Source organism: Erysipelothrix amsterdamensis, assembly GCF_940143175.1.
Lineage (GTDB): Bacteria > Bacillota_I > Bacilli_A > Erysipelotrichales > Erysipelotrichaceae > Erysipelothrix > Erysipelothrix amsterdamensis.
The window spans coordinates 1,007,802-1,030,358 of the sequence record NZ_OW659496.1 but is presented as its reverse complement, the minus strand read 5'-3'; the positions used below and the strand labels follow the sequence as shown (position 1 = coordinate 1,030,358).

At 35.8% G+C, this 22,557-nt stretch carries 22 protein-coding genes and 3 riboswitches; of the genes, 20 read left to right on the top strand and 2 right to left on the bottom strand.

Annotated features, from left to right (window positions below):
- Window position 1: 1 nt before the first annotated feature.
- From nusA to rbfA, 5 genes are read left to right on the top strand one after another with little or no spacing between them, the layout of a single operon-like run.
- Entirely contained in the window at window positions 2–1,603 is a 1,602-nt protein-coding gene (nusA, locus tag NMG63_RS04835) for a transcription termination factor NusA (protein WP_254006510.1), read from the top strand.
- A 16-nt stretch (window positions 1,604–1,619) separates the two neighbouring features.
- Window positions 1,620–1,874, top strand: a complete 255-nt coding sequence (rnpM, locus tag NMG63_RS04830; RefSeq protein WP_003773722.1) for an RNase P modulator RnpM — start codon at window positions 1,620–1,622, stop codon at window positions 1,872–1,874.
- The gene (locus NMG63_RS04825; protein ID WP_254006509.1) at window positions 1,864–2,190 is read left to right on the top strand and encodes a L7Ae/L30e/S12e/Gadd45 family ribosomal protein; all 327 of its coding nucleotides are present in this window, start codon (window positions 1,864–1,866) and stop codon (window positions 2,188–2,190) included. The genes rnpM and NMG63_RS04825 overlap by 11 nt, the downstream gene beginning before the upstream one ends.
- Window positions 2,183–4,039, top strand: a complete 1,857-nt coding sequence (gene infB / locus NMG63_RS04820; RefSeq protein ID WP_254006508.1) for a translation initiation factor IF-2 — start codon at window positions 2,183–2,185, stop codon at window positions 4,037–4,039. Before NMG63_RS04825 ends, infB begins: the two co-directional genes overlap by 8 nt.
- 17 nt (window positions 4,040–4,056) lie before the next feature.
- On the top strand, window positions 4,057–4,392 hold the full coding sequence (gene rbfA, locus NMG63_RS04815) for a 30S ribosome-binding factor RbfA (RefSeq protein WP_003773715.1): 336 nt from the start codon (window positions 4,057–4,059) through the stop codon (window positions 4,390–4,392).
- Window positions 4,393–4,918: 526 nt separating this feature from the next.
- On the opposite strand, the gene NMG63_RS04810 is transcribed toward rbfA, so the two are convergent.
- Both NMG63_RS04810 and NMG63_RS09215 read right to left on the bottom strand, forming a co-directional pair.
- On the bottom strand, window positions 4,919–5,653 hold the full coding sequence (locus NMG63_RS04810) for an amino acid ABC transporter ATP-binding protein (RefSeq protein WP_254006507.1): 735 nt from the start codon (window positions 5,651–5,653) through the stop codon (window positions 4,919–4,921).
- A gap of 2 nt (window positions 5,654–5,655) precedes the next feature.
- A complete protein-coding gene (locus tag NMG63_RS09215) occupies window positions 5,656–7,269 on the bottom strand; it encodes an ABC transporter permease subunit (RefSeq protein ID WP_367399269.1) in 1,614 nt (537 codons plus the stop codon).
- Window positions 7,270–7,330: 61 nt separating this feature from the next.
- Window positions 7,331–7,498, bottom strand: a riboswitch (Lysine riboswitch).
- 100 nt (window positions 7,499–7,598) lie between these two features.
- On the opposite strand from NMG63_RS09215, the gene truB reads away from it, so the two are divergent.
- The 15 genes from truB (at window position 7,599) to NMG63_RS04725 (ending at window position 22,223) form a co-directional block, all read left to right on the top strand.
- On the top strand, window positions 7,599–8,432 hold the full coding sequence (gene truB, locus NMG63_RS04795; RefSeq protein ID WP_254006506.1) for a tRNA pseudouridine(55) synthase TruB: 834 nt from the start codon (window positions 7,599–7,601) through the stop codon (window positions 8,430–8,432).
- Complete coding sequence (locus NMG63_RS04790) at window positions 8,432–9,370, top strand: bifunctional riboflavin kinase/FAD synthetase (RefSeq protein ID WP_254006505.1); 939 nt, start codon at window positions 8,432–8,434, stop codon at window positions 9,368–9,370. The genes truB and NMG63_RS04790 overlap by 1 nt, the downstream gene beginning before the upstream one ends.
- Window positions 9,354–10,652 carry an RsmB/NOP family class I SAM-dependent RNA methyltransferase gene (locus NMG63_RS04785; protein WP_254006504.1) on the top strand — a complete coding sequence of 433 codons (1,299 nt, stop codon included), beginning with the start codon at window positions 9,354–9,356 and terminating at the stop codon, window positions 10,650–10,652. Before NMG63_RS04790 ends, NMG63_RS04785 begins: the two co-directional genes overlap by 17 nt.
- Window positions 10,653–10,664: 12 nt before the next feature.
- Window positions 10,665–11,183, top strand: a complete 519-nt coding sequence (locus NMG63_RS04780; RefSeq protein WP_254006503.1) for a DUF4303 domain-containing protein — start codon at window positions 10,665–10,667, stop codon at window positions 11,181–11,183.
- 90 nt (window positions 11,184–11,273) lie between these two features.
- Entirely contained in the window at window positions 11,274–11,603 is a 330-nt protein-coding gene (locus NMG63_RS04775; protein WP_003773701.1) for an Asp23/Gls24 family envelope stress response protein, read from the top strand.
- Window positions 11,604–11,641: 38 nt separating this feature from the next.
- Window positions 11,642–12,046: a transcription antitermination protein NusB gene (locus NMG63_RS04770; protein ID WP_003773699.1), complete on the top strand. Its 405-nt coding sequence runs from the start codon at window positions 11,642–11,644 to the stop codon at window positions 12,044–12,046.
- Entirely contained in the window at window positions 12,043–13,533 is a 1,491-nt protein-coding gene (gene xseA, locus NMG63_RS04765; protein ID WP_254006502.1) for an exodeoxyribonuclease VII large subunit, read from the top strand. The genes NMG63_RS04770 and xseA overlap by 4 nt, the downstream gene beginning before the upstream one ends.
- Complete coding sequence (gene xseB / locus NMG63_RS04760; RefSeq protein ID WP_254006501.1) at window positions 13,526–13,735, top strand: exodeoxyribonuclease VII small subunit; 210 nt, start codon at window positions 13,526–13,528, stop codon at window positions 13,733–13,735. Before xseA ends, xseB begins: the two co-directional genes overlap by 8 nt.
- Window positions 13,728–14,567, top strand: a complete 840-nt coding sequence (locus NMG63_RS04755; protein ID WP_254006500.1) for a polyprenyl synthetase family protein — start codon at window positions 13,728–13,730, stop codon at window positions 14,565–14,567. Before xseB ends, NMG63_RS04755 begins: the two co-directional genes overlap by 8 nt.
- Window positions 14,568–14,579: 12 nt before the next feature.
- A complete protein-coding gene (locus NMG63_RS04750) occupies window positions 14,580–16,358 on the top strand; it encodes a 1-deoxy-D-xylulose-5-phosphate synthase N-terminal domain-containing protein (protein ID WP_254006499.1) in 1,779 nt (592 codons plus the stop codon).
- Between the two features lie 15 nt (window positions 16,359–16,373).
- Window positions 16,374–18,029 (top strand): DNA repair protein RecN, encoded by a 1,656-nt coding sequence (gene recN, locus NMG63_RS04745; protein ID WP_254006498.1) that lies wholly within the window; start codon window positions 16,374–16,376, stop codon window positions 18,027–18,029.
- Complete coding sequence (gene dinB, locus NMG63_RS04740) at window positions 18,017–19,198, top strand: DNA polymerase IV (RefSeq protein ID WP_254006497.1); 1,182 nt, start codon at window positions 18,017–18,019, stop codon at window positions 19,196–19,198. Before recN ends, dinB begins: the two co-directional genes overlap by 13 nt.
- Entirely contained in the window at window positions 19,179–20,093 is a 915-nt protein-coding gene (locus NMG63_RS04735; RefSeq protein ID WP_254006496.1) for a tyrosine-type recombinase/integrase, read from the top strand. The genes dinB and NMG63_RS04735 overlap by 20 nt, the downstream gene beginning before the upstream one ends.
- Window positions 20,080–21,267, top strand: a complete 1,188-nt coding sequence (locus tag NMG63_RS04730; protein WP_254006495.1) for a phosphopentomutase — start codon at window positions 20,080–20,082, stop codon at window positions 21,265–21,267. The genes NMG63_RS04735 and NMG63_RS04730 overlap by 14 nt, the downstream gene beginning before the upstream one ends.
- 44 nt (window positions 21,268–21,311) lie before the next feature.
- Window positions 21,312–22,223 (top strand): hypothetical protein, encoded by a 912-nt coding sequence (locus NMG63_RS04725; protein ID WP_254006494.1) that lies wholly within the window; start codon window positions 21,312–21,314, stop codon window positions 22,221–22,223.
- A 68-nt stretch (window positions 22,224–22,291) separates the two neighbouring features.
- Window positions 22,292–22,394, top strand: a riboswitch (purine riboswitch).
- A gap of 22 nt (window positions 22,395–22,416) precedes the next feature.
- Window positions 22,417–22,514: riboswitch (purine riboswitch) on the top strand.
- The last annotated feature ends 43 nt before the right edge of the window (window positions 22,515–22,557 follow it).

Below are 22,557 nucleotides of genomic sequence, written 5' to 3'. Positions count from 1 at the left end.
AATGAACGTTAAAAATGTTATATTAGCGATGCAAGAAATTGAAGATAATCGCAATATTTCAAAAGAGATTATTATTGATGCATTACAAGACTCACTGATTAAAGCGTATCGCAAACAAATTGGTGTTCCTGATGCACTTGTCGATGTAATCATTGATGAAAGAACTCAAGAAATGAAATTATTCCATAAATTTCTCGTTGTTGAAGAAGTTATGGATGATGAATTAGAAGTTGGAATTACAGAACTTCCTGAAGGTGCAGAAGGACTTCAAGTAGGCGAGTACTACATGATTGAAGAACCAATTGTTGAATTAGGACGCGCTGCAGCAACACTTGCGAAAAATGTTATTAAACAAAAAATCCGTGAAGCTGAAAAACAAGCTGTTTATGATGAATATATTGATCAACTCGGTGAAATGATTATGGCTATGGTTGAAAGTGTCGAAGAAAAATTTGTCGTTCTTAACTTAGGTAAATCTTTGGCAGTGATGCCTCGTGCTGCACAAATTGAAGGCGAAACATACCGTGAAGGGCAAACACTTAAAGTTGTAATTACTGATGTTAACCGCGATACTAAGGGTGCTCAAATCCTTGTGTCACGTGCTGATGCGATGCTTGTACGTCGTTTATTTGAAAACGAAGTTCCTGAAATTTTTGAGGGACAAGTCGAAATCAAAGCGATCGCACGTGAAGCAGGTGAACGTACAAAAATAGCTGTTTATTCACACGATTCTGATATTGATCCTATTGGAGCATGTATCGGACCACGTGGTAGTCGTGTTCAAGCAATTATCGAAGAACTTAAAGGTGAAAAAATCGATATCTTTGAGTGGAGTGATAACATGGTTGAGTTGATCAACAATGCCCTTGCTCCAGCAGAAGTAATCGCTGTTTATCCAAATGCGGATAATAAAGGACTTGTTGTTATTGTTGATGATAATCAGCTCTCATTAGCAATCGGTAAACGTGGTAAAAATGCTCGTTTAGCGGTACGTCTAACGAAACAACGTATTGATATTAAATCTGTATCTGAAGCGGAAGCAGACGGTATTGACTATGTTTCACTAATGGCAGCTTATGAAGCGGAAATTCGTTCTAAACAAGTTCAAGCAGAAGTGATTGAGGAACTTGTAGATCGTGATGAAGTTGAAGCAACCGTTGAAGTTGAAGAAACGGCAGTTTCTACGGATTCAATTATTGAAGAAGTTGAACCAGTTGAAACAACTGATGTGGTTTCTGAAGAAGTAATAATCGAAGAATCTCAAGAAACAGAAGAAGCTGAAGAATCAGAAGAAGCTATTAAAATTGATCGTAAAGATGTTTTCAAACCACGTACAGATTATGTATCGAAATTTGAACAACTTGCAGATGCATCACGTAAAGAAGAACAAGATTTACGCCGTCGTAGACGTAAACCAGAACGTGAAGAAGATAAGCCGGTTAATACCAGTGAACTTCTTAAAGAAAAAGAATATGATATTCTTCCTGAGTATTCACCTGAAGAACTCAAACAAATTGAGAAACAACAGGCAGCTGAATCAAATTCATGGTTAGAAGAAGAAATCGACTTTGATGAATTTGATGAGTACTACGACGCCGAATAATCTTAGGAGGTGTGTAATGAAAAAAGTACCATTGCGCAAGTGTATCGTAACGGGAGAACAACATCCGAAGGGTGAAATGCTTCGTGTTGTTTTAACACCAGAGGATACAATTGAAATAGACCCAAGTGGCCGAAAAAATGGGCGCGGAGCATATTTATATGTGACGGAAGAGACCATTGAGAAAGCTCAAAAGTCTCGTGCTCTTGAACGTGCACTTAAAACAAAAGTTCCGGTTGAAATCTATGAGGAGCTTAAGAACTATGTTCGATAAACAAAAAATGTTAAATACACTGGGTTTATGCCAACGTGGCCGTAAATTAGTTTACGGTGATGAATTGCTACCAGCAATCACAAAAAACAAAGTGTATGCAGTTGTATTAGCGGATAATGCATCCGAGAGAACCCGAAAACAAATCCAAGATAAATGCAACACTGCAGGTATTCCTGTAATAGGTGGAGTTACTCGAGAAGAATTGTCATGGTCAATTGGTATGACAAACCGAGTTGCAGTTGGAGTGAGTGATCGTGGTTTTAGTAAAGTATTTAAATCTTACTTAGTAGAAAGAGGTGACGTAGTAAGTGAGTAATAAAAAAAGACAGAGAAATAATAAAAACAAACAAAATCGTAATAATAAGCGTCCCGCTCAGGACAACTTTAAACCGAAAGATAACGTCGTAATTTCGGAAATTGAGTATACTGATGGTATTACGGTAAAAGATTTATCAGAAAAGATTAATAAGAGTCCAGCAGAAGTCATCAAGCTTTTATTTATGATGGGAACAATGGTTACGATCAATACTTCTCTAGATGATGATACAGTTCAGTTAATCTGTATGGAATACGAAGTTGAAGCAACTCGTGTAGAACCTGTAGATGAATTAACATTGGATGATGAAGAAAAAGATGATCCGAAAACACTAGAACAACGCCCTCCAATTGTTACAATCATGGGTCATGTTGACCATGGTAAAACAACGACATTGGATACAATTCGTAATACAGATGTTGTTGCAGATGAATTTGGTGGAATTACGCAACATATTGGTGCTTACCAAATTACCCATAAAGGTAAAAAAATTACATTCTTAGATACTCCAGGTCACGAGGCTTTTACAGCGATGCGTGCTCGTGGAGCAAGTGTTACTGATATCGTTATTGTTGTTGTTGCAGCGGATGATGGTGTCATGCCACAAACACGTGAAGCGGTTGATCATGCCCGTGCAGCAAATGTACCGCTTATCGTAGCAATCAATAAAATTGATAAACCAAATATCAACATTGATCGTGTATATTCAGAGTTCAGTGATCTTGGTGTTATGCCAGAAGAATGGGGTGGAGACACTGTATTCGTTAAGATTTCTGCTAAATCAGGTGAGGGAATTGAAGAGTTACTTGAAACTGTTCTTGTTGCTTCTGAATTAGAAGAATTAACAGCGAACCCAAACCGTTTAGCATTTGGTACTGTTATTGAAGCGAAACTTGATAAGAGTCGTGGACCGGTTGCAACCTTACTTATTCAAAAAGGTACATTACGTCAAGGTGATCCAGTTGTAGTAGGTACTACATTTGGTCGTGTACGTAAAATGGTCGATAACCGTGGCCGTGAATTGCAAGAAGCATTACCTTCAATGCCAGTTGAAATTATTGGTTTAAGTGATGTTCCAATTGCGGGGGACTCCTTTAGAGCATTTAAAGATGAAAAGAGCTCACGTGCTGTTGCAGACAAACGCAACCAAGCTCGTATCTTAGCAGATCGCAATCAAACAAGTGCATTAAGTCTTGATGATTTATCACAACAAATTGCTGATGGTGAAATTCAAGATATTAATGTAATTCTAAAAACAGATGTTCAAGGTTCAGCAGAAGCCGTAAAAGCAGCGCTAGAACGTATTGAGGTTGGTGATGGACATGATGTTCGTGTAAACGTAATTCGTGCTACTGTTGGTGGAATTACCGAAAATGATATCATGCTTGCATCTGCATCAAATGCAATTATTATAGGATTTAATATCCGTCCTACTGCAGCGATTCGAAAGAAAGCTGACGAAGAGGGTATTGAAATTCGTCTCTACAATATTATCTATAAAGCAATTGAAGCTATGGAAGCAGCGATGAAGGGTATGTTAGCGCCTGTATTCGAAGAGAAAATCTTTGGACAAGCTGAAGTACGTGAAATCTATAAAGTTTCTAAAGTTGGTACGATTGCTGGATGTATGGTTACAGATGGTAAAATGCTTAAAGAATCCGGAGTTCGCTTAATGCGTGATGGTGTTGTTATTTATGAAGGACAAATGGCCTCATTAAAACGATTCCAAAATGATGCAAAAGAAGTATCTCAAGGATTTGATTGTGGTATTACAATTGAAAACTTTAATGATATTAAAGAAGGCGATGTTATTGAATCGTTTGGCGAAATTGAAGTTGAACAAAAGTAGAACAGAGGTAATTTAATATGACAGTTAAAAAAGAACGTATTGAATCTATCATTAAGCGCGAACTTGCACCAGTTATTCAAAATCGATTAAATGATCCAAGTTTAAAGTTTGTAAGTATTACAGAAGTAGATGTGACAAACGACTTCTCATTTGCTACAATCTATGTTAGTTTTTTAGAAGATTCTAAGAAACAACCTGGAATGGATGCTTTAAATAAAGCAAAAGGCATGCTTCGTTCAGAAGTAAGTAAAGCATTGAGTATTCGTCGTACTCCTGAATTAATTTTTAAACTCGATGAATCATCGGAATATGGTGCTAAAATCGATGGTATTTTAGAATCGCTTAAAAAATAAAAGAAAGAAACTTGGATGTACATCCAAGTTTCTTTTATAAAATGTTGCCATCACAATAATTAGATTGTGACAGTTAATTGCAATCAGCATCGAGATAGTGTTTCACCATATCAAAAAGGAGCATAAATTATGTTTAACAGTAGAGAAGTAGTTTATACCGTTGTAAGTATTATGTGTCTAATTTTTATAATGATTACGTTGTTGTTAATCATATATGAATCAAAAGAATGTTGGAATAAAAAACTACAAAGATACACAAACTCTATTTATCTGTTAATTTTTCCAGTGATTCTATACACAGAAAAACCAGCCACAGACATAGTAGTACTCGCTTATCTGATTATTTATATCTGTTTTCTCATTATTAGAAAAAAAATATTACAAAGAGAGACGCTGTAGTCTCTTTTTCTTTTATCATTCACTTTTTGGTGTTGTGTACGAGATTTGAATTTAGAACTGATACCGAGATTGCTTTTATAGAATAGGGAACTAAAAAAACGGCTATGAGCCGTTTTTTAGTAATCAATTATACTTTCATAAATCGCGTTAAGAATTGCTTTGTACGATCTTCTTTCGGATTTAAGAATAATTCTTCGGGTGATCCTTCTTCAAGAATAATACCACTATCCATAAAGAGAATTCGATCGCTAACTTCACGAGCAAAATCCATTTCATGTGTAACGATAAACATTGTATAGCCTTCTTTTGCTAAGCTTTTAATGACCTCAAGTACATCTCCGACCATTTCAGGATCTAGAGCTGATGTAGGCTCATCTAAGAGGAGAAATTCAGGTTTCATACATAATGCTCGGGCAATCGCAATTCGTTGTTTTTGGCCACCTGATAGTTGCTTTACGTTTTGATCTTTAAATTCGACCATCCCAACACGCTCAAGGTTTTTAATCGCCTCAGCCTCAGCTTCTTTCGGATCAACTTTTAAGACCTTAATGGGTGCTAGAGTACAATTCTCTAAGACAGATTTATTATTGAAAAGGTTAAAAGACTGGAAAATCATCCCAACTTGAGAGCGATACTTATTGATATCCATTTGTTGGTCAGTAACATCTTCATTGTTAAAGGTAATGGTACCGTTGTCAAAAGTTTCAAGGAGGTTTATGCAACGTAGTAGTGTTGATTTACCACTACCACTAGATCCAATACATGAAACAACTTCACCTTTTTTAATTTCAAGGTTAATATCTTTTAAGACTTGTAATTCACCAAATGACTTATTTAAATGGGATATGGATAAAAAACTCATTGTTAATTACCTCCTTCTTTTTTACCAAAATGAACTTTATGGGTAACAGATGCAGGATAACTTCCTTTTGGAGCATCCATTCTTTTTTCAATCATATTTAAGATTTGAGTTGAACAAATTGTAAGGACAAGATAAATGAGGGAAACAATAAAGAATGGTTCCATTTGTCGGTAGTAAATACCAGTTAGACGGTTCCCTTGGAAGAACAATTCGGAAACGGTAATTACATTCAACACGGAAGAGTCTTTGATATTTACGACAAATTCATTACCAATAGCTGGAATAGCATTTCGGATCGCTTGCGGTAAGATTACATAACGTAAAGTTTGAGCTTCCGTCATTCCAAGTGAACGTGCTGCTTCATTTTGACCTTTGTCGATAGCTTGGATTCCTGCACGAATAATTTCAGACATATAAGCAGATGTATTAATCGATATTATGATGATCCCAGCTGTAAGAGGTGAGATGGCGACCTCTAATCCACGTAATCCATAATAGATTAAAATACCTTGAACCATCATTGGCGTTCCACGTAAATATTGAACATATGCAGTCACGATAACATTCATGATACGTTTAAAGAATCGTGTAATTCCTTTATCGCGGTCACTAATTTTGATTTGTCGTAATCCGGCAATAAAGAGACCAATGATTAGACCAAAGGATGTACCGGTTAAGGCAATAAGCAATGTGACGCCCAATCCGTTCAAGAATAATTTCCAATTGTTTTGAATGAGGAAACCGACACCTGCAAAGAATCCGCTCGGCATTAACTTCGTTTGATCTTCACTAGAACTTGGTTGACGTTTGATGGCATCAGACATCATTTCATCGCGTTGCTCAGGTGATAACTTACTTAATGCATCATTTACATCATTAAGGAGTTTATCGTTTCCTTTTGCAATACCAATTGAAACAGTAACTTCTTCTGCGTCAACGATAAAACCGTTATTTCCTTCGAATTCAACAATCGATAAGTCTGGGTTACTACTTGTAATTGCAAGTGCAACGGGTTTTTCTGAAACAAATGCATCAATTGCATTATTATTGACAGCTGTAGTTAAAAAAGGAAATGATTCAAGTGGTACACCGTGCTTCACAGCCGGAATTTGATCCACCAGTTGATCATGCATGGTACCAATTTGTGCTGAGACATGAGCACCTGAGAAATCTTGAAGTGTTTTTGCATCTGCATAAGGACTGTTTTTCTTTGTTACTAATACCATTTGACTTGTATAGTAGACATCAGTAAAATCAACCTCTTGACGACGTTCTTCTGTGTTTGTCATACCCGCAATAATAAGATCAATATCGCCAACTTTAGCGGATTCGAGTAAGCCTTTAAATACTGCGTGCTCCTTAATAACTAAATTGCGATCGAGTTCTTTTGCGATATGACGTGCCATCTGAACATCATAGCCATCACAATAACTATGACCATCAGATAATGGTTCTGTAAATTCTGTTTCTGTAGATTGTGTCCAGTTGAATGGGGCATAATTACATTCCATTCCAACTACTAAATCATCCTGTCGATGACCTGAGTTCGTACAACCAGTAATGGTTAATAGAACTAAAAATAAAAGTAACACTTTTTTCATGTTTTTGCTCTGCATAACATGTCTCCTCCTAAAAATAAACAAAAAAGACCCACGCTAGAGGTCCATATTGAAATAAGGATAGTCTAGCTCCACTTCACTAAGGAAGGAGTGTTATAGGTATTTCCTATAACCCCACAGTAAAAATTTTGCTGTTTTTACCGTTCGGCGATGGTTGCCTTTTTGTATCTTCAAAGCTTGCCAGCTCCAATACATACTTATCTGCATCGCTACCTCTAATATTGTCTTTTAATAGACTAATCATATCACTCAGTGAAATTAAGTCAAGTTTGGTTTTGACTAATTGTGAAAAACCTATATAATTTATAGGTAGAAATGAGGTTCTTATGGACGGTATCTTATGTATTAATAAACCACAAGAAATGACATCATTTGATGTGGTAGCGAAAGTGCGAAAATTATTAAATGTTAAAGTAGGGCATAGTGGAACTTTGGATCCAATGGCCACAGGGGTTTTAGTGTTAGCAGTTAATCAAGCAACAAAAGCACTTCCTTATTTAGGTTTAAATGATAAAACCTATCGAGGGAAATGTAAGTTAGGTATGAAGACTTCAACCGGCGATATTTGGGGTGAGGTAGAAGATCAAGCAGTTATTCCAGAATATTCAAGAGAAGACGTTTTGGCATGTTTTGAAAAACTTACAGGTCCTCAAACACAACGCGTTCCCAAAGTCTCCGCAAAAAAAATAAATGGGAAAAAATCATATGAGTATGTATTCAACGATGAAGAGGTCAAGCAACTCTATACAGATATAACAATCTATAATTTAGAACTTATTGGTTTTGAAGATGATGAAATTGAATTTAGAGCTTTCGTATCGAATGGCACCTATATTCGTACACTTTGTGAAGATATTGGTATGTTGTTAGGGACACTTGGTACTATGTCGGCTTTAGAACGTGAACAGGTGGGGCCTTATACGCTCGAGAATGCATTAACTTTAGAAGCGTTGACGCCTGAGATTGAGTTGATATCTGTCAAAGATACAATTGCTTTACCTAAAATCGTAAATCCACGCATGGAGGATTACGTTAAAAATGGAAAGAGACTTAAATTGGATATTGAAGAAGATCAAGTTCTGATTGATACGGGTACTTATTATGCTGTATACGAACGAGAACACGATTCAACATTTAAATCAGTGAGAGGACTTTGGTAATGAAGCAAATAACTATACGCGATTATCTACAACTTCATCGTAATGATCGTCAACTCGCAGCATGCATTGGTTATTTCGATGGCTTGCATCGAGGTCATCAAATTTTAATTAATGAAGCAAAAAGCATAGCACAACAATACAATTACGAAACTGCACTTATAACATTTGATCCAGATCCTTGGACAGTGCTTCATAATAAGTCACATGTTAAACATTTAACGCCAATAAAAGAAAAAGTTCGTATTGCGGAATCATTGGGTATTGATTATTTGATTACCATTGAATTTACTAAAGACCTATCAAAATTATCACCTTTAGAATTTATTGAAAGAATTTTAGTCCCTCTCAATGTAAAGTCTCTTATTTGTGGTGCAGATTATAAATTCGGTTATCGTGGTGAAGGATCTGTGGATGATTTAAATTCACTGGGTCATTACTATTTTGATACACATGTTGTACCCTTAGATCACGTGAATGAACAGAAAATTGGTACGACGGCAATTACACAAGCAATTTTAAATGGTGATGTACACAAGGCAAATGATTTATTAGGAAGACTGTATTCTATTAGTGGATTTGTTGTGGGTGGTCAACATCGTGGGCGAGAAATTGGATTTCCTACGGCTAATATGGATGTTGTGGACGAATATGTTATACCTAAACAAGGTGTTTATGCCGGGTTTGTAGAGGTTAAGGGAAAAATGTACCAATCGGTCATGAATATTGGTCATAACCCGACCTTTAATACGACAGAACATCTGTCGCTTGAAACATACATTCTTGATTTTGATGAAGATATTTATGGTGAAGTAATTAAACAATCATTTGTAAAGCGTCTTCGTGATGAGTTGAAATTTGATTCCATTGATACACTTGTAGAGCAAATGCATCGTGATGTAAAAGAAGCGAGACTGATTCTTAATGAAACTAACAGCTGATTATCAAAAAATGTTGATCGAGTCATTTGGTGAACCACAATATCAAAAAATTGTAGCGGCTTACCAAATGGATTCTGTTCACGGAATAAGACTGAACCCATTAAAACCATGTACTCTCCCTTTTAGTGGAACACCCTCATTAATTGATCCGACAATTTTAATACCCGATGATTATGCAAAGACAGTAACACATCCTTTAAGTCATGCAGGATGTTATTATATTCAAGACCCTACAGCGACCACACCAGTTACTGCGCTAAAGGTAGAGCCCAGTGACATTGTCCTGGATTTGTGTGCTGCACCGGGTGGGAAGACAACACAAATTTTGAGTGTATTAACAACGGGTTTCTTAATTAGTAATGAAATTGATTCTAAACGTAATATAAAACTTCAACATAATTATGATCGCTGGGGTTCAGAACGTGGCGTTGTAACTCAAATGGATACGGATGAACTTACAGATAAACTTAATAATACTTTTGATAAAGTATTATTAGATGCACCATGTAGTGGTGAAGGGCTTTATCGTCGTACTCCCGATTTTGCCCTCGAATTTAAAAATTCTGAAGCGCTCCGTTTTAGTCGACTTCAAAAACAACTACTTGAAAATGCCTATAAAGCTTGTGTCGATGGTGGTGTTATTGTCTATTCGACATGTACTTTAAATTTCCATGAGAATGAACGTGTTATTCTATCTTTTTTGGAGGACCATCCAGAGTGTCACTTAGAACCTGTTGGCCTTCCTGAAAAAAGTAGGGGATATCTTGGCTTGGAAGACCAAGTAGCGCGTTATTTTCCTTCGAAAGATGGAGAAGGACATTTTATTGCTCGAATTCGGGTATTAAAAGCAGATAAAAGCCGTCATGTCTTAAACTTCGGTATCAACAAACCGATCTCTTTTGATTGTTTTGATCGAAAATTGGTCGGAAATATTCAAGAAAAATCGGGTAAAGTGTATGCTCTGCGTCATCGAGGGTTTCTTGAAGAACCGCTCCATATAACCCGTGATGGTGTTTTTATTGGAGAAATTAAGAAAAACCGTATTGATTATAGCCATACGCTTGCTCAATCCCTTAATTTTAGGGATGTATTTGAACACCTCGAATTAGATCTTGAGACAGCTTATCGTTATCTGTATGGTCATCCTATCGATACAACGATAAAAGGCATTCATTGTGTCACATATGGGGGGCATGTCTTAGGTTTTGTTAAAGGTGATGGAAGAAAAGGAAATAATCGTTATCCTAAGGGATTACGGAATAAGTTTGAATCATATAAATAAAAGGAGGGAAACATGGTAGTAAGTAAGCGAACGGCAATTGCCAATATTAAAAAAGAAACTGCATTATTTCTTGAGGAAAATATGAAGCATTTTATTATTGACAATGCATCGATGGAGTTTTATGCCATGGCTGTAGATGTGACCCCTCAAAATGGAATGTTAAGCATTTCTCTCAATACAGATTTTGATTTTAAGAAAAAATTGCTACAGTATCGTATTCAAAGTCAAAATGATGAATATAATCAAAGCGATGCCATCGAAACGTTAAAGTTCACAACCAATGAATGGCATTATCAAGCATTCGCCTCAATGTGTCCAATAAATGAAGATTTATATAATCATTATTTTAGTCAAAATTTTGAGTCTTATCTTGAAGTAATTACGATATGTTTAATTGAGTTCAAAGATACCCAAGCTTATGATATGATTCCGAAAGGTGAGTGTTTTTCAATCCTATGTAAAGCAGAGGAAGAGCCATATACACGCTCATTAAATCGGATCCAACGAATCGAAGAAAAAATATTGATTTGAGGTGTGTTGAGCGATAATTGTTAAACCTTTTGTGTTCTTGCTTTTGTTTAGTTTTTTTTTCTGTTATAATTAGTTTAGTAGGTGATAAATATGTCAAATGAATATGTCTTAATTCAAAATGAGAAGACTGGTCTTGGTCAAATTGCAATTTCGAACAATGTTATTAATCATATTGTTCAGATTACAGTGAATGAAAATGATGCTATCTTTTTTGAAGATGGATCAGGTAAAAAATCATTGATAGTTTCAAATGAAAACGGTCATGTTAATGTCGATCTTAAAGTACGCGTAAAATATGGTAAAGATGTTGAACGTGTATGTCGTGCATTACAAAATGATTTACAACGCAACATTGAATTAATGGTTGATTTCAGTAATACTTCAATCAATATTAATGTTGTAGGATTTAAGTTTAATTAGAAGCAGGAGTCTGCTTCTTTTACTGTGGAGGTTTTTTTATGGTAATGTCGCGATATAACGAACGACAAAATGCAATGTCAGCAATTTATATTCATCTCTTGAGAGAGCAATCCATGCAAGAGGTTCTTGAAGATAATCGCTTTGTATCCGAAGTCGGTACATTTATTCAAGATTTCAATCTTCAGGATGAAATGTTACAAGTAGTCATGAATGTAGAAGCACGTAAAGATATTTATTCGCGAGCAATCGATCATTATTTAACGAAATGGCGTTTTGACCGTTTAGGATTTATTGAACAAGCTATTCTTCTCATGGCTTGTGCTGAATTAGAACTCGGTTATCAAGATAAAGTTGTTATTGTTAATGAAGCGGTTAATCTTGCTAAAGATTTTTCAGATGAGGAATCTTATAAATTAATTAATGGAGTCATTGATGCACTATGATAACTCAGGATGTAATTACGGTTACAGAATTTGTTAATGAATTAAAAGGTGTTATTGATCAACATCCTTCTTTTAAGAATGTCGCATTAGTCGGTGAGCTTTCGAATTTTAAAGCACATCATAGTGGGCATTTTTATTTTTCCCTCAAGGATGACAAAAGTAGAATTACCTGTGCTATGTTCCGGCGAAGTGCAAGTAAAGTACTTTTTAAACCCAAAGATGGCGATAAGGTTGTTATTTTTGGACGCTGTGAGGTTTATACCGATACGGGTACGGTTCAAATTTATGCGGATCGTATGAATCTTGATGGTCTGGGTGATTTGTATATCCAATTTGAAAAATTAAAAAAAGATTTTGAAGATCGTGGTTATTTCGATCCTAAACATCGAAAAAAAATCCCTAAATATCCACAACGAATTGCAGTTATAGTAGGTGAAAACAGTGCGGCTTATGCTGATATTACACGTACACTTCAAGAACGGTGGCCAATAGCCAAGCAAATTGATTTGTTAGCCTATGTTCAAGGAGACCTCGCTTCTAAAAGTTTGGTTCAACAAATTCAAAGAGCTCATAATGAACACGTTGATACTATTATTATCGGACGTGGAGGGGGTTCAATAGAAGATCTTTGGGCTTTTAATACACCTGAAGTCGTTGAAGCAATATTCAAAAGTGAAATTCCCATAATTTCAGGTGTTGGACATGAAAGTGATGTTACTTTATCTGATTTTGTTGCTGATTATCGAGCAGCAACCCCCACCGCTGCAGCTGTAGCAGCAACACCAAACAGGATTGAGATGCAAGTGATGATTCGTGATTACAAAAATCAGTATTATCTTGCGGTCCGTAACAAATATCTTCGCCGTACCGGTGATTTTACATCATTAATTCAAAGTAGTGCTTTAAAAGATCCTGTACTTTTTGTTGAACGTAAACAACAAAAATTGGATACCTTAACAGTAAGGATTACACATCAACAAGTTCTTTTTGATGAATCAAAACGGATTCTTGCTCTTATTTCAAATCGTATGGAGAATTCATTATCACTGAAGCATAACAATTCGTCTAATATTATAAATCAATATCTCGGTTTAAGTTCTGCGTCAATTCAGCAGAAAGTCACTCAATCGCTTCAAAAGTTTGAAATGATGCAGAGTCGTTTTGATTTTTATTCGCAGTATATTGATCGAGGTATTAAACAAAATCAAGGGATGATTGAGCAATATGATGAACGTTTTTATTCAGTAATGGAACGCGGGTTGAACTTGAAAAAAGAGCGTTTAAACGATATACTTAAATCACTAAAGTATCGTTCACCACTCGAAGTAATTCAACGAAATCTGAACCAGGGTTATATCATTCCGCGGGTGAATGATATCCATATTGTAAGTACTGAGTCAGTAAATGTTGATGATCGAATTCAGTTAGAATTTAGAGATGGATTTGTGGTAACACAAGTCATCAGTAAGGAGTCTAAAGATGAATAAAGATTTTAATTTTGAAGTTGCAATGGCACGTTTGGCAGAAATTGCAAATGAATTAGAGAAGGATAGTTTACCTCTAGATCAAGCAATTGTTCTTTTTGAGGAAGGCCTTAATTTATCCAAGCAATGTCAAGAACGCTTAAGTGGTTATGAAAACCAAGTTAAAGCGTTAGTTCAGAAACACCAAGGGGATCAAAATGATTAAAGATATTGATGCGCGTTTAGATGCGATTTTAGAGTATTATCCAAAAACATCAGTCGTTAGAGAAGCGATGACGTATTCGTTGATGAGTGGTGGAAAACGATTGAGACCACGTCTTTTACTGGCGATGCTTGAGGATTTTGGATGTGACTATAAACAAGGTTTAAATCCAGCATGTGCTCTTGAGATGGTTCATACCTATTCTCTTGTACATGATGATTTGCCAGCGATGGATGACGATGATTTACGTCGTTTTAAACCAACCAATCACAAAGTATTTGGGGAGGGTGTTGCAATTCTTGCGGGGGATGCATTATTAACAGGCGCTTTTACAGCCTTATCTCAGTCTTCTCTAGATTCAGATGTTCTTGGAAAATGTCTTGAGATTTTGGCGCGGAATGCGGGTAATAATGGAATGATTTTAGGACAAGAATTGGATATCGATGATCACATAAATCATATTGATGATTTAGTTGCTTGTTATAATCTAAAAACAGGATGTCTATTTGCAGGGGCATTTGAAATGGCGGCCGTAATTGCAGGTAAGGATTCGTATCAAAAATTAGCACATGATTTAGGTTTAACGCTTGGAGTTGCCTTCCAATTTCAAGATGATCTTCTTGAAGTTACGAAAACATCTGAACAAATTGGAAAGAGTAATCAAAGTGATGCTGAACGTGATAAAACAACCGTGGTTAGTTTACTTGGTGTAGAGAAAGCCCACACTTTAACGGAATCGTATTTTTCAAATATTAAAGATTTATTAAAACAAATGAATATTGAAAATGGAAATCTAAAACAGATTATTGATGAAATGATGAGTCGCGAATTATAGGAGGCACGTCTCTTGTTTGAACAATTTAGCAAATCGTATGATTTTACGTCTTTAACCGTTGATGAATTAGAAAAACTCAGTGATGAAATCGCTGTTTTTCTTGCGTCTAAAACACGATATGAAGTAGATACAATTATTGAAAATATCAATGTACTTGAAACAACACTGGCACTCCATCACGTTTTTGATTTAAATCACGACAATATCATTTTTGATGGTGGGAAGCAAGTTATGGTTCATAAAATTCTTACAGGTAGAGCTGAGGACTTGCTACTCAGAAATTCTGGATCCATGTATTTGGATGATCAAAATCCAATGGATCGTTATAGTGGCGGAAAACCTGGAGAAGGATTGGGTGTTGCACTAGCATATGCTATTGAACATCCGGATGTTAATAATGTCATCGTTCTCAATGATTATGCTTTGAATTATGGTATTACTTATGAAACATTGGTCCAAATTAGCCGTTTTAAACCAAATCTTACCATCATCCTGATTGATGAACAACAATCGCTTTTAAGACATTACACCTCGATGGATGCCTTAATCAAATCCATACGTATCAGTAAAACGTATACGGGCTTTAAAAAAGATATGAAATCACTCCTGGACTCCAACCCCATAAGTCGTCCAATTCTTGCGACGCTTACTAAAATACGTGATGCGGTTAAGGAGACGGTATTGGAACCAACAATATTTAAACAGTTTGGCGTCGATTACCAAGGACCTATGGATGGTCAAAATCTTAAGGAGTTAATTCGTGTATTTGAATTATCGAAAAAATATAAAGGTCCCCATGTAATTCACGTACAAACGCGTTTAAAGAATAAAAAACAACGTAAGCTTGAATTTCCAACGTTTAAAACGGATCATGATCGTGCCGATAATTATCATACATATTTAGAAGCAATTGATTATCAATTGACGGATATTGCTCAAGATGATCCAGATCTTTATGTTCTTGCAGATACTTACAAATTAAAAGACTATTTACCAACGTTTGCACTTACCAGACCTGATCACTTTATCGCAACTTCGGGATCAACGCAGGCTTTAGTATCGATTGCACATGGACTTGTTCAAGAAGGGAAACATGTAATTATTTCAATTCATGCTTCTCAGGTCGATGGCGTCGTCTTGCAACTGCGGAATCAATTTTCAATCAAACAATGTCCAATTACTATAATAGTGAATGATTCTGGACTAAATCTAGAGGGCGATACATATCGACAAGGTATTTTTGATTTAGGTGTCTTTGCAAACCTAGCACATTTTAAGGTGTACATGGGTAAATCGATTGTTGATACGATTTCAATCTTGGAACAAATAATTCAAGAGCCTCAAATTAGTGTTCTCAGAATTCCAACAGGGCTTGAGTATGTTGCGCCGGAAACCGCATTAACTCCGATAAGGGGATGGCAGATTGAAAATGATTTTAGTATTGAAAGTGCAGGGGTTATTCTGTCTTTTGGTCCATCCATCAACTCAATTAAGCAGAGAATTCAGTCTAATCAATTAGATATTGGATTGGTAAATTGCTCTGAAATTCTATTTGTGGATCACGATATTTTAGAAAAAATAATTTCATGTAAACTTAAAATTGTTGTTTATGACGTTGAAAGCACAAAAAGTGTTCTTTTTCAAAATGTTCTTCGTAATCTTCATCAGTTAAAGGCAGATAATGAATGCATCGATTTACATGTCTCATGCCTCCATTTAAATAAGACTTCTAAGGATGCGAAATCATCTCAAAAAATTCATATAAACAATGTTTTCGATTATTTTAATTAGTAAAGGAGGAATACCATGCTTACTCATTTAACGATAGATAATTTTGTTTTAATTCATCATATATCTGTTGATTTTTCAGATCGTTTTAACGTTTTCACCGGTGAGACTGGAGCAGGTAAATCGCTTCTAGTTGATGCACTAAATTTTGTATCAGGACAGCGAAGTAGTGCGTCTGTTGTTGGAAAAAATGGTAAAAGTGCACGTGTGGAAGTCGCTTTTGACCTTGATAAAGCGATAAATCTTAAAAAGAAACTCGTTGCTTTTGATTTGTATGACGAAGACGATGAGTACGCAGTTATTTCAAGAGAAATGAATCTTGAAGGACGGAGTATGTGTAAAATTAACCATCGTGTTGTTAATCTATCGACAGTTAAATCTTGTTTGGATGGTGTTCTTGACATTCATTCTCAACATGAGACACAATATCTACTGAATTCAAAAAACCATTTGAAGTTGCTTGATGAATTTGCGCAAAATGAAACTGTACGTTTCTCTTACAATGAACTATTTAAAAAATATCAAGAAGCACAAATGCGTTTAAAAAACCTTGAAAACAGTAATATTAATCCTGATGAAATTGCATTTGCTCATTTTCAGCTTAAAGAGATCCAAGATTTAAATCCAAGTATCGATGACTATCAAACGATCAAAGATAGTCTTGAAACACTTTCAAATTTCGAAAAAACTAAATCGTTTGTGAATGATCTCGAAGAGACGCTTGATGGAGAACAGGGCGTCGTAGGCAAACTTTATGATTTTTTAGACATCATTGATGCTTTACGAGATCAAGAACTTCAGGAACGTTTTAAAAATGTCTATTATGAAGTAGAAGATATTCGTGATGAGTTAGTTCGTTATAACAGTAGTCTGGTTTTTGATGAGTATGAATATAATCTTTTACAAGATCGTGTCTATCAATATGACCAATTGATTCGTAAATATGGAACTCTTGAACGTGTATTTAAGAAGCAAAATGAACTTATTCAACAGATTGAACAAGCTGAACATTTTGATGATTTTAAAACGGATTTAGAAAATGAGATTGAAGCATTGTATGCAAAGCTTCTTCAAGCAGCCCAAAGTCTATCTGAAACCAGATTGAAGGCGAAAAATAATCTCGAGCAGTCTATTGTCGAACAACTTGACGACTTATTGCTTGAAAATGCTCAATTTGTAATTGCTCTTGAAAAATCAGACTTAACATCTGATGGTGCTGAATCCGCACACTTTCTCGTATCGATGAATAAAGGGATTATGCCATCTCCATTAGAACGTGTTGCAAGTGGTGGTGAACTTTCCCGATTAATGTTAGGACTCAAAACGATTTTCAGTTCGATTTATGGTGTTTCTACAATTATTTTTGACGAAATAGATACAGGTGTTAGTGGTCGTGTTGCGCTTAAAATTGGATCGAAAATGAGTAAACTTTCTCAAACATCTCAGGTCTTGACCATTTCACATTTAGCTGCGGTTGCAGCATGTGCGGATCACCATTATCTTATATCTAAAGCAGAAGTCGATGAAGATGTTGTGACCGACATTAGAGAAATTACAGGAGAAGATCGTATTCAACAGATGGCGTTAATTATGTCTGGTAATAATACAAGTGCATCATTACATTCCGCACGTGAACTTCTCAAGGAAGGCCAACAATTAAAATGGCACAAGTAATCTTTCATATTGATATTAATGCATTTTATGCAAGTGCGCATCTTATTACAGATTCAAGTTTATACGGTAAACCGGTTGTCGTTTGTAGTAACCAAAGAGGATCTGTTGTTACGACTGCATCCTATGAGGCACGCTCTTATGGTGTTAATTCTGCTATGCCGCTTGCACAAGCCAAACGTCTTTGTCCTCACTTGGAAGTCATTGAAGTCGATTTTGAATTGTATCAGGATTTGTCGGTTAAATTTATGAATATCATTCGTTCATATTCGGCGATCATGCAACCCGCAAGTATTGATGAATGTTATGTTGATATGACAGACGTTATAAAAAAATATGAAAAGCCACTTGATCTTGCCGTTGAAATTCAAAAAAGCGTCTGGGAAGCATTGCGACTTCCCATTTCTATTGGTGTGGCACCCAATAAATTTCTAGCCAAGATGGCGAGTGACATGCAGAAACCTCGTGGTATTACAGTGCTTAGAATTCGGGAAGTTCCACAAAAATTATGGCCGCTTTCCATAGATTCTATGCACGGAATTGGACAAAAAACGGTACCGAAGTTAAAGCGGATTGGTATCGAAACAATCGGAGATCTTGCTCACTTTAATCCTGATCATCTCAAAAACATTTTGGGTATCAATGCGCAAAATTTCGTGCAGAAGGCAAATGGATACGATCACTCAGTAATTGATACTGATGTAACCATGAAATCAATTGGGCAATCGAAAACATTCAAAGATGCTATGACTGAACTTGATGAAATTCGTAATGCAATTTTAAACGAATTGGGGGAAGTAATTCGTCGTATGGAACGTCAAGATGTTGTAGGAAAGACCATATCATTCTCAATTCGACTTGATGATTATAAGACGGCAACACGTTCCTTTACTTTTGATGAATATACGAGTGACCAAAACTTAGTTTTTGAACGACTCATGAGTTTATACGATGAATTTGAAGGGGAAGGTGGCGTTTCTTTCATTTCAGTTACAATGACAAACTTAATGCCGAAAGATGAAATAATTGAACAGTTAAATATCTTTGATGATTTGGATGAAATTACAGTAAACGATATCATCCAGAGACTTAATAAAGAACTCAGCCAAGATCTTTTTAAGACGACAAGATCGATACTCAAGGAGACACGTCATGAAAACAAAAGCAAATGATTTTATTCACTACCTCCAATTTATTGATCCTAAAGCAGCATTAACTGTTACATCTTACCGGAACGACTTAAAGCACTATATTGACTATTTAGAACATGAATCTATTTCATCACTTCAATCTGTTGATGCTGAGGTAATTCGAAAATACATTGATGATATTAAGAATGATTATGCCGCTTCAACAATTCAACATAAGGTTGTAGTTATACGACAGTTTCATCAATATTTGTTGAACAGTGGTCAATTACAACATGATCCAACAGCATTTGTTTCACTCAAAAATAAAGGTACACGTCTGCCTACAGTTGTTTCGGATGACACAATACGTAAACTTTTTTCTTTTGAACGTGTCACAGGTAAAGATTATCTAGATTTCGCAATTTTATTGCTGCTCTACCGGTGTGGCTTGCGTGTTTCGGAATGTGTTCATTTAGAGTTTTCGCAAGTTTATCTTGAGCAAAAGTGGTTGCGAATTCTTGGTAAAGGAAATAAAGAACGCATGATTCCTTTATCTGCTGATGCAATTGAGGGCTTAAGTGAATATATAAATAATATTCGTCCACAATGGCTAATTCTACCGACAGAGCAAGTATTTATTAACGCAAAAGGCAAGGGAATATCAAGACAATACATTGATTCTATGATAAAATCTAGGTGTAAAGAAATGGGAATTTCAACTCCTATTTCAGCACATACTTTGCGACATAGTTTCGCAACAGCTATCTTAGACACAGGCGTAGACTTGCGTATTATTCAAGAACTCCTCGGTCATCAAGATATCTCAACAACCCAGATTTATACTCATGTCAATAAGAAAACATTGAAGCGCGAGTATGATCAGTTTTTAAAAGGTGGTTTTTCGAATCAAGGAGGGAATAGAGATGAAGAAATTTGATCGAATTATTACAGTAGTGATGGATTCAGTTGGAGCCGGTGCAGCACATGATGCTGCGAAATTTGGCGATGTAGGTACAGACACGTTAGGTCATATTGCGGAGGCAATGAATGGTTTAAATATGCCTAACCTTGAACAACTTGGACTCGGTAATTTACATAATATTAAAGGTGTTTCTCCGGTATCGGAACCGAAAGCATACTATACAAAAATGATTGAGGCTTCAAATGGTAAAGATACGATGACAGGTCATTGGGAAATGATGGGTCTTTATATTGAAAATCCATTTATCACATTTACCGAAACAGGTTTTCCGAAAGAACTTTTAGATGAACTGCAAGAACGCACAGGATACGAAATCATTGGTAATAAAGCAGCAAGTGGTACTGAAATTTTAGATGAGTTGGGTGAAGAACACATGGCAACGAAAAAGATGATTGTTTATACATCTGCTGATTCTGTACTTCAAATTGCAGCTCACGAAGATGTTTTTGGACTCGATGAACTCTATCGATGCTGTGAAATTGCTCGTGAATTAACGATGAAAGACGAATGGAAAGTTGGTCGCGTCATTGCTCGTCCATTTGTAGGTGAAGGAAAAGGCGCTTTCAAACGCACTTCCAATCGTCATGACTATGCACTTAAACCATTTGGTAAAACTGCTTTGGATTCACTTAAAGAAAACGGTAATGATGTTATTAGTGTCGGAAAAATTTCAGATATTTTTGATGGCGAAGGTATCACTGAGTCATATCGTACAAAGAGTAATGAACACGGAATGGAAGAAACAATTCGTATCACAAAAGATCATGATTTTAATGGATTTATGTTTGTAAATCTCGTGGATTTTGATGCGATGTATGGTCACCGTCGTGATCCAATTGGTTACGGTAAGGCCCTTGAAGCATTCGATGTTCAACTCGGCACCTTACTACAACATATTGGTGATCGTGATTTACTTATTATTACTGCTGATCATGGTAATGATCCAACACACACTGGATCAGATCATACCCGTGAAGAGGTACCAGTTCTTTACTACTCTCCTTCTTTAGAAGGGAAGGGTATGTTAGAAAAAAATAATACGTTCTCGGATTTAGGGGCAACGATTGTAGATAACTTCGGTGCAAAACCTACGGAGTACGGTACATCTGTTCTTGATCAGTTAAAATAATTTAGCGCCAGATTACTGGTGCTTTTTATAAAAAAGGAGGGTCTATGAATTTTATAGATTTTTGTGATGCGGTAAGTGTTATAAAAGGTTATGTACTCTATGATCCACTTCAAAACTTACGGGAGCAAGCATATAACCCGGATTCTGTAGCGAAGCTGATAAAAGATGGAGAACGTATTTTTATAGCGGATTTGAATGTTGAAGAACGTTATACATTGAATCATCATCTCGCGTATCTCTACCGACTCAATCATCTTTATAAAGATGCCCTTTATTATACTGAAAAGTGCATCGATTTTGCACACGGAACGACAAATCATGAAATCCAAATTAATAATTTAATTGATAAAGCAATTGTTCTCAAGTGCTTAAAATATTATGAGATTGCGATTGAACTCTTTGATTCACTTGAGGTCAATGAGTTTTTAGAAGATGTCCCTGGGGCTTTAGATCGAATATATCATGAACGTGCAAAATGTCTACTTGAAATGAATGAGTTTACCCAAGCCCAGCATTACTTCAAGAAGGCACTTGAAATCAGACTGCAATCAAATAATGATGATTTGATTGATGAAACCGAAGAGGCTTTAGACTATACTCAATCCATTGAATTTAAATTAATAAACGGAAATGAGTTTCCAATTTATATGGATGACATGGTACTTGTTGATGCATACTATGTTCCGAGGGCTACCGTGGAATCCTATATAAAAGATCGCGAATTTTTTGCAATGAAAGCACAAGATATATTTAGTTCCTTTTGTACACGAGTTGAACGAAAATGGGAAAATACAGAAGAGGGTGAAGCCATTGTAGGTTATGATGAAAACAATAACATTGCTGCATTGGTTTACCTTAACCCTAAAGGGATTGAGAATATGCTCTATGCCTATCAAAATCATGATCTTGAATCCTATTTATTAACATTGAATCAATTGAGTAAGGCGATACAATAACAAGACCAAAAAGGTCTTGTTTTTTTTAATTTATGAAATTCACTTGATTAAATAGAACGACGTGCTATAATATCCATGTTTTTACGAATCGTATATCATCACTAATATGGAGTGATAGTTTCTAGCCGATACCAATGTAAATTTCGGACTACGATAGGAAAGTTTTTTCCTATTGGTAAAAACTTTTTTTATATTAAAATAGAATCTTTTTTATCATATATGTGTCTAATAAGGGGACACGTTTCTACCTGATACCGTAAACATCAGACTATGATAGAAAGTGTTTTTTAGCTTTCTATCATTCTAATGATAGGAAGCTTTTATTTTTGTTAGG

Bases quoted from the DNA above. Each gene is read 5' to 3' on its own strand.
- rnpM (WP_003773722.1), top strand. From the start codon at position 1,620: ATGAAAAAAGTACCATTGCGCAAGTGTATCGTAACGGGAGAACAACAT.
- xseB (WP_254006501.1), top strand. From the start codon at position 13,526: ATGAATAAAGATTTTAATTTTGAAGTTGCAATGGCACGTTTGGCAGAA.
- NMG63_RS09215 (WP_367399269.1), bottom strand. From the start codon at position 7,269: ATGCAGAGCAAAAACATGAAAAAAGTGTTACTTTTATTTTTAGTTCTA.
- xseA (WP_254006502.1), top strand. From the start codon at position 12,043: ATGATAACTCAGGATGTAATTACGGTTACAGAATTTGTTAATGAATTA.
- truB (WP_254006506.1), top strand. From the start codon at position 7,599: ATGGACGGTATCTTATGTATTAATAAACCACAAGAAATGACATCATTT.
- dinB (WP_254006497.1), top strand. From the start codon at position 18,017: ATGGCACAAGTAATCTTTCATATTGATATTAATGCATTTTATGCAAGT.
- NMG63_RS04770 (WP_003773699.1), top strand. From the start codon at position 11,642: ATGGTAATGTCGCGATATAACGAACGACAAAATGCAATGTCAGCAATT.
- recN (WP_254006498.1), top strand. From the start codon at position 16,374: ATGCTTACTCATTTAACGATAGATAATTTTGTTTTAATTCATCATATA.
- NMG63_RS04775 (WP_003773701.1), top strand. From the start codon at position 11,274: ATGTCAAATGAATATGTCTTAATTCAAAATGAGAAGACTGGTCTTGGT.
- NMG63_RS04730 (WP_254006495.1), top strand. From the start codon at position 20,080: ATGAAGAAATTTGATCGAATTATTACAGTAGTGATGGATTCAGTTGGA.
- NMG63_RS04785 (WP_254006504.1), top strand. From the start codon at position 9,354: ATGAAACTAACAGCTGATTATCAAAAAATGTTGATCGAGTCATTTGGT.
- NMG63_RS04725 (WP_254006494.1), top strand. From the start codon at position 21,312: ATGAATTTTATAGATTTTTGTGATGCGGTAAGTGTTATAAAAGGTTAT.
- NMG63_RS04825 (WP_254006509.1), top strand. From the start codon at position 1,864: ATGTTCGATAAACAAAAAATGTTAAATACACTGGGTTTATGCCAACGT.
- NMG63_RS04735 (WP_254006496.1), top strand. From the start codon at position 19,179: ATGAAAACAAAAGCAAATGATTTTATTCACTACCTCCAATTTATTGAT.
- NMG63_RS04780 (WP_254006503.1), top strand. From the start codon at position 10,665: ATGGTAGTAAGTAAGCGAACGGCAATTGCCAATATTAAAAAAGAAACT.
- NMG63_RS04755 (WP_254006500.1), top strand. From the start codon at position 13,728: ATGATTAAAGATATTGATGCGCGTTTAGATGCGATTTTAGAGTATTAT.
- NMG63_RS04810 (WP_254006507.1), bottom strand. From the start codon at position 5,653: ATGAGTTTTTTATCCATATCCCATTTAAATAAGTCATTTGGTGAATTA.
- NMG63_RS04790 (WP_254006505.1), top strand. From the start codon at position 8,432: ATGAAGCAAATAACTATACGCGATTATCTACAACTTCATCGTAATGAT.
- rbfA (WP_003773715.1), top strand. From the start codon at position 4,057: ATGACAGTTAAAAAAGAACGTATTGAATCTATCATTAAGCGCGAACTT.
- nusA (WP_254006510.1), top strand. From the start codon at position 2: ATGAACGTTAAAAATGTTATATTAGCGATGCAAGAAATTGAAGATAAT.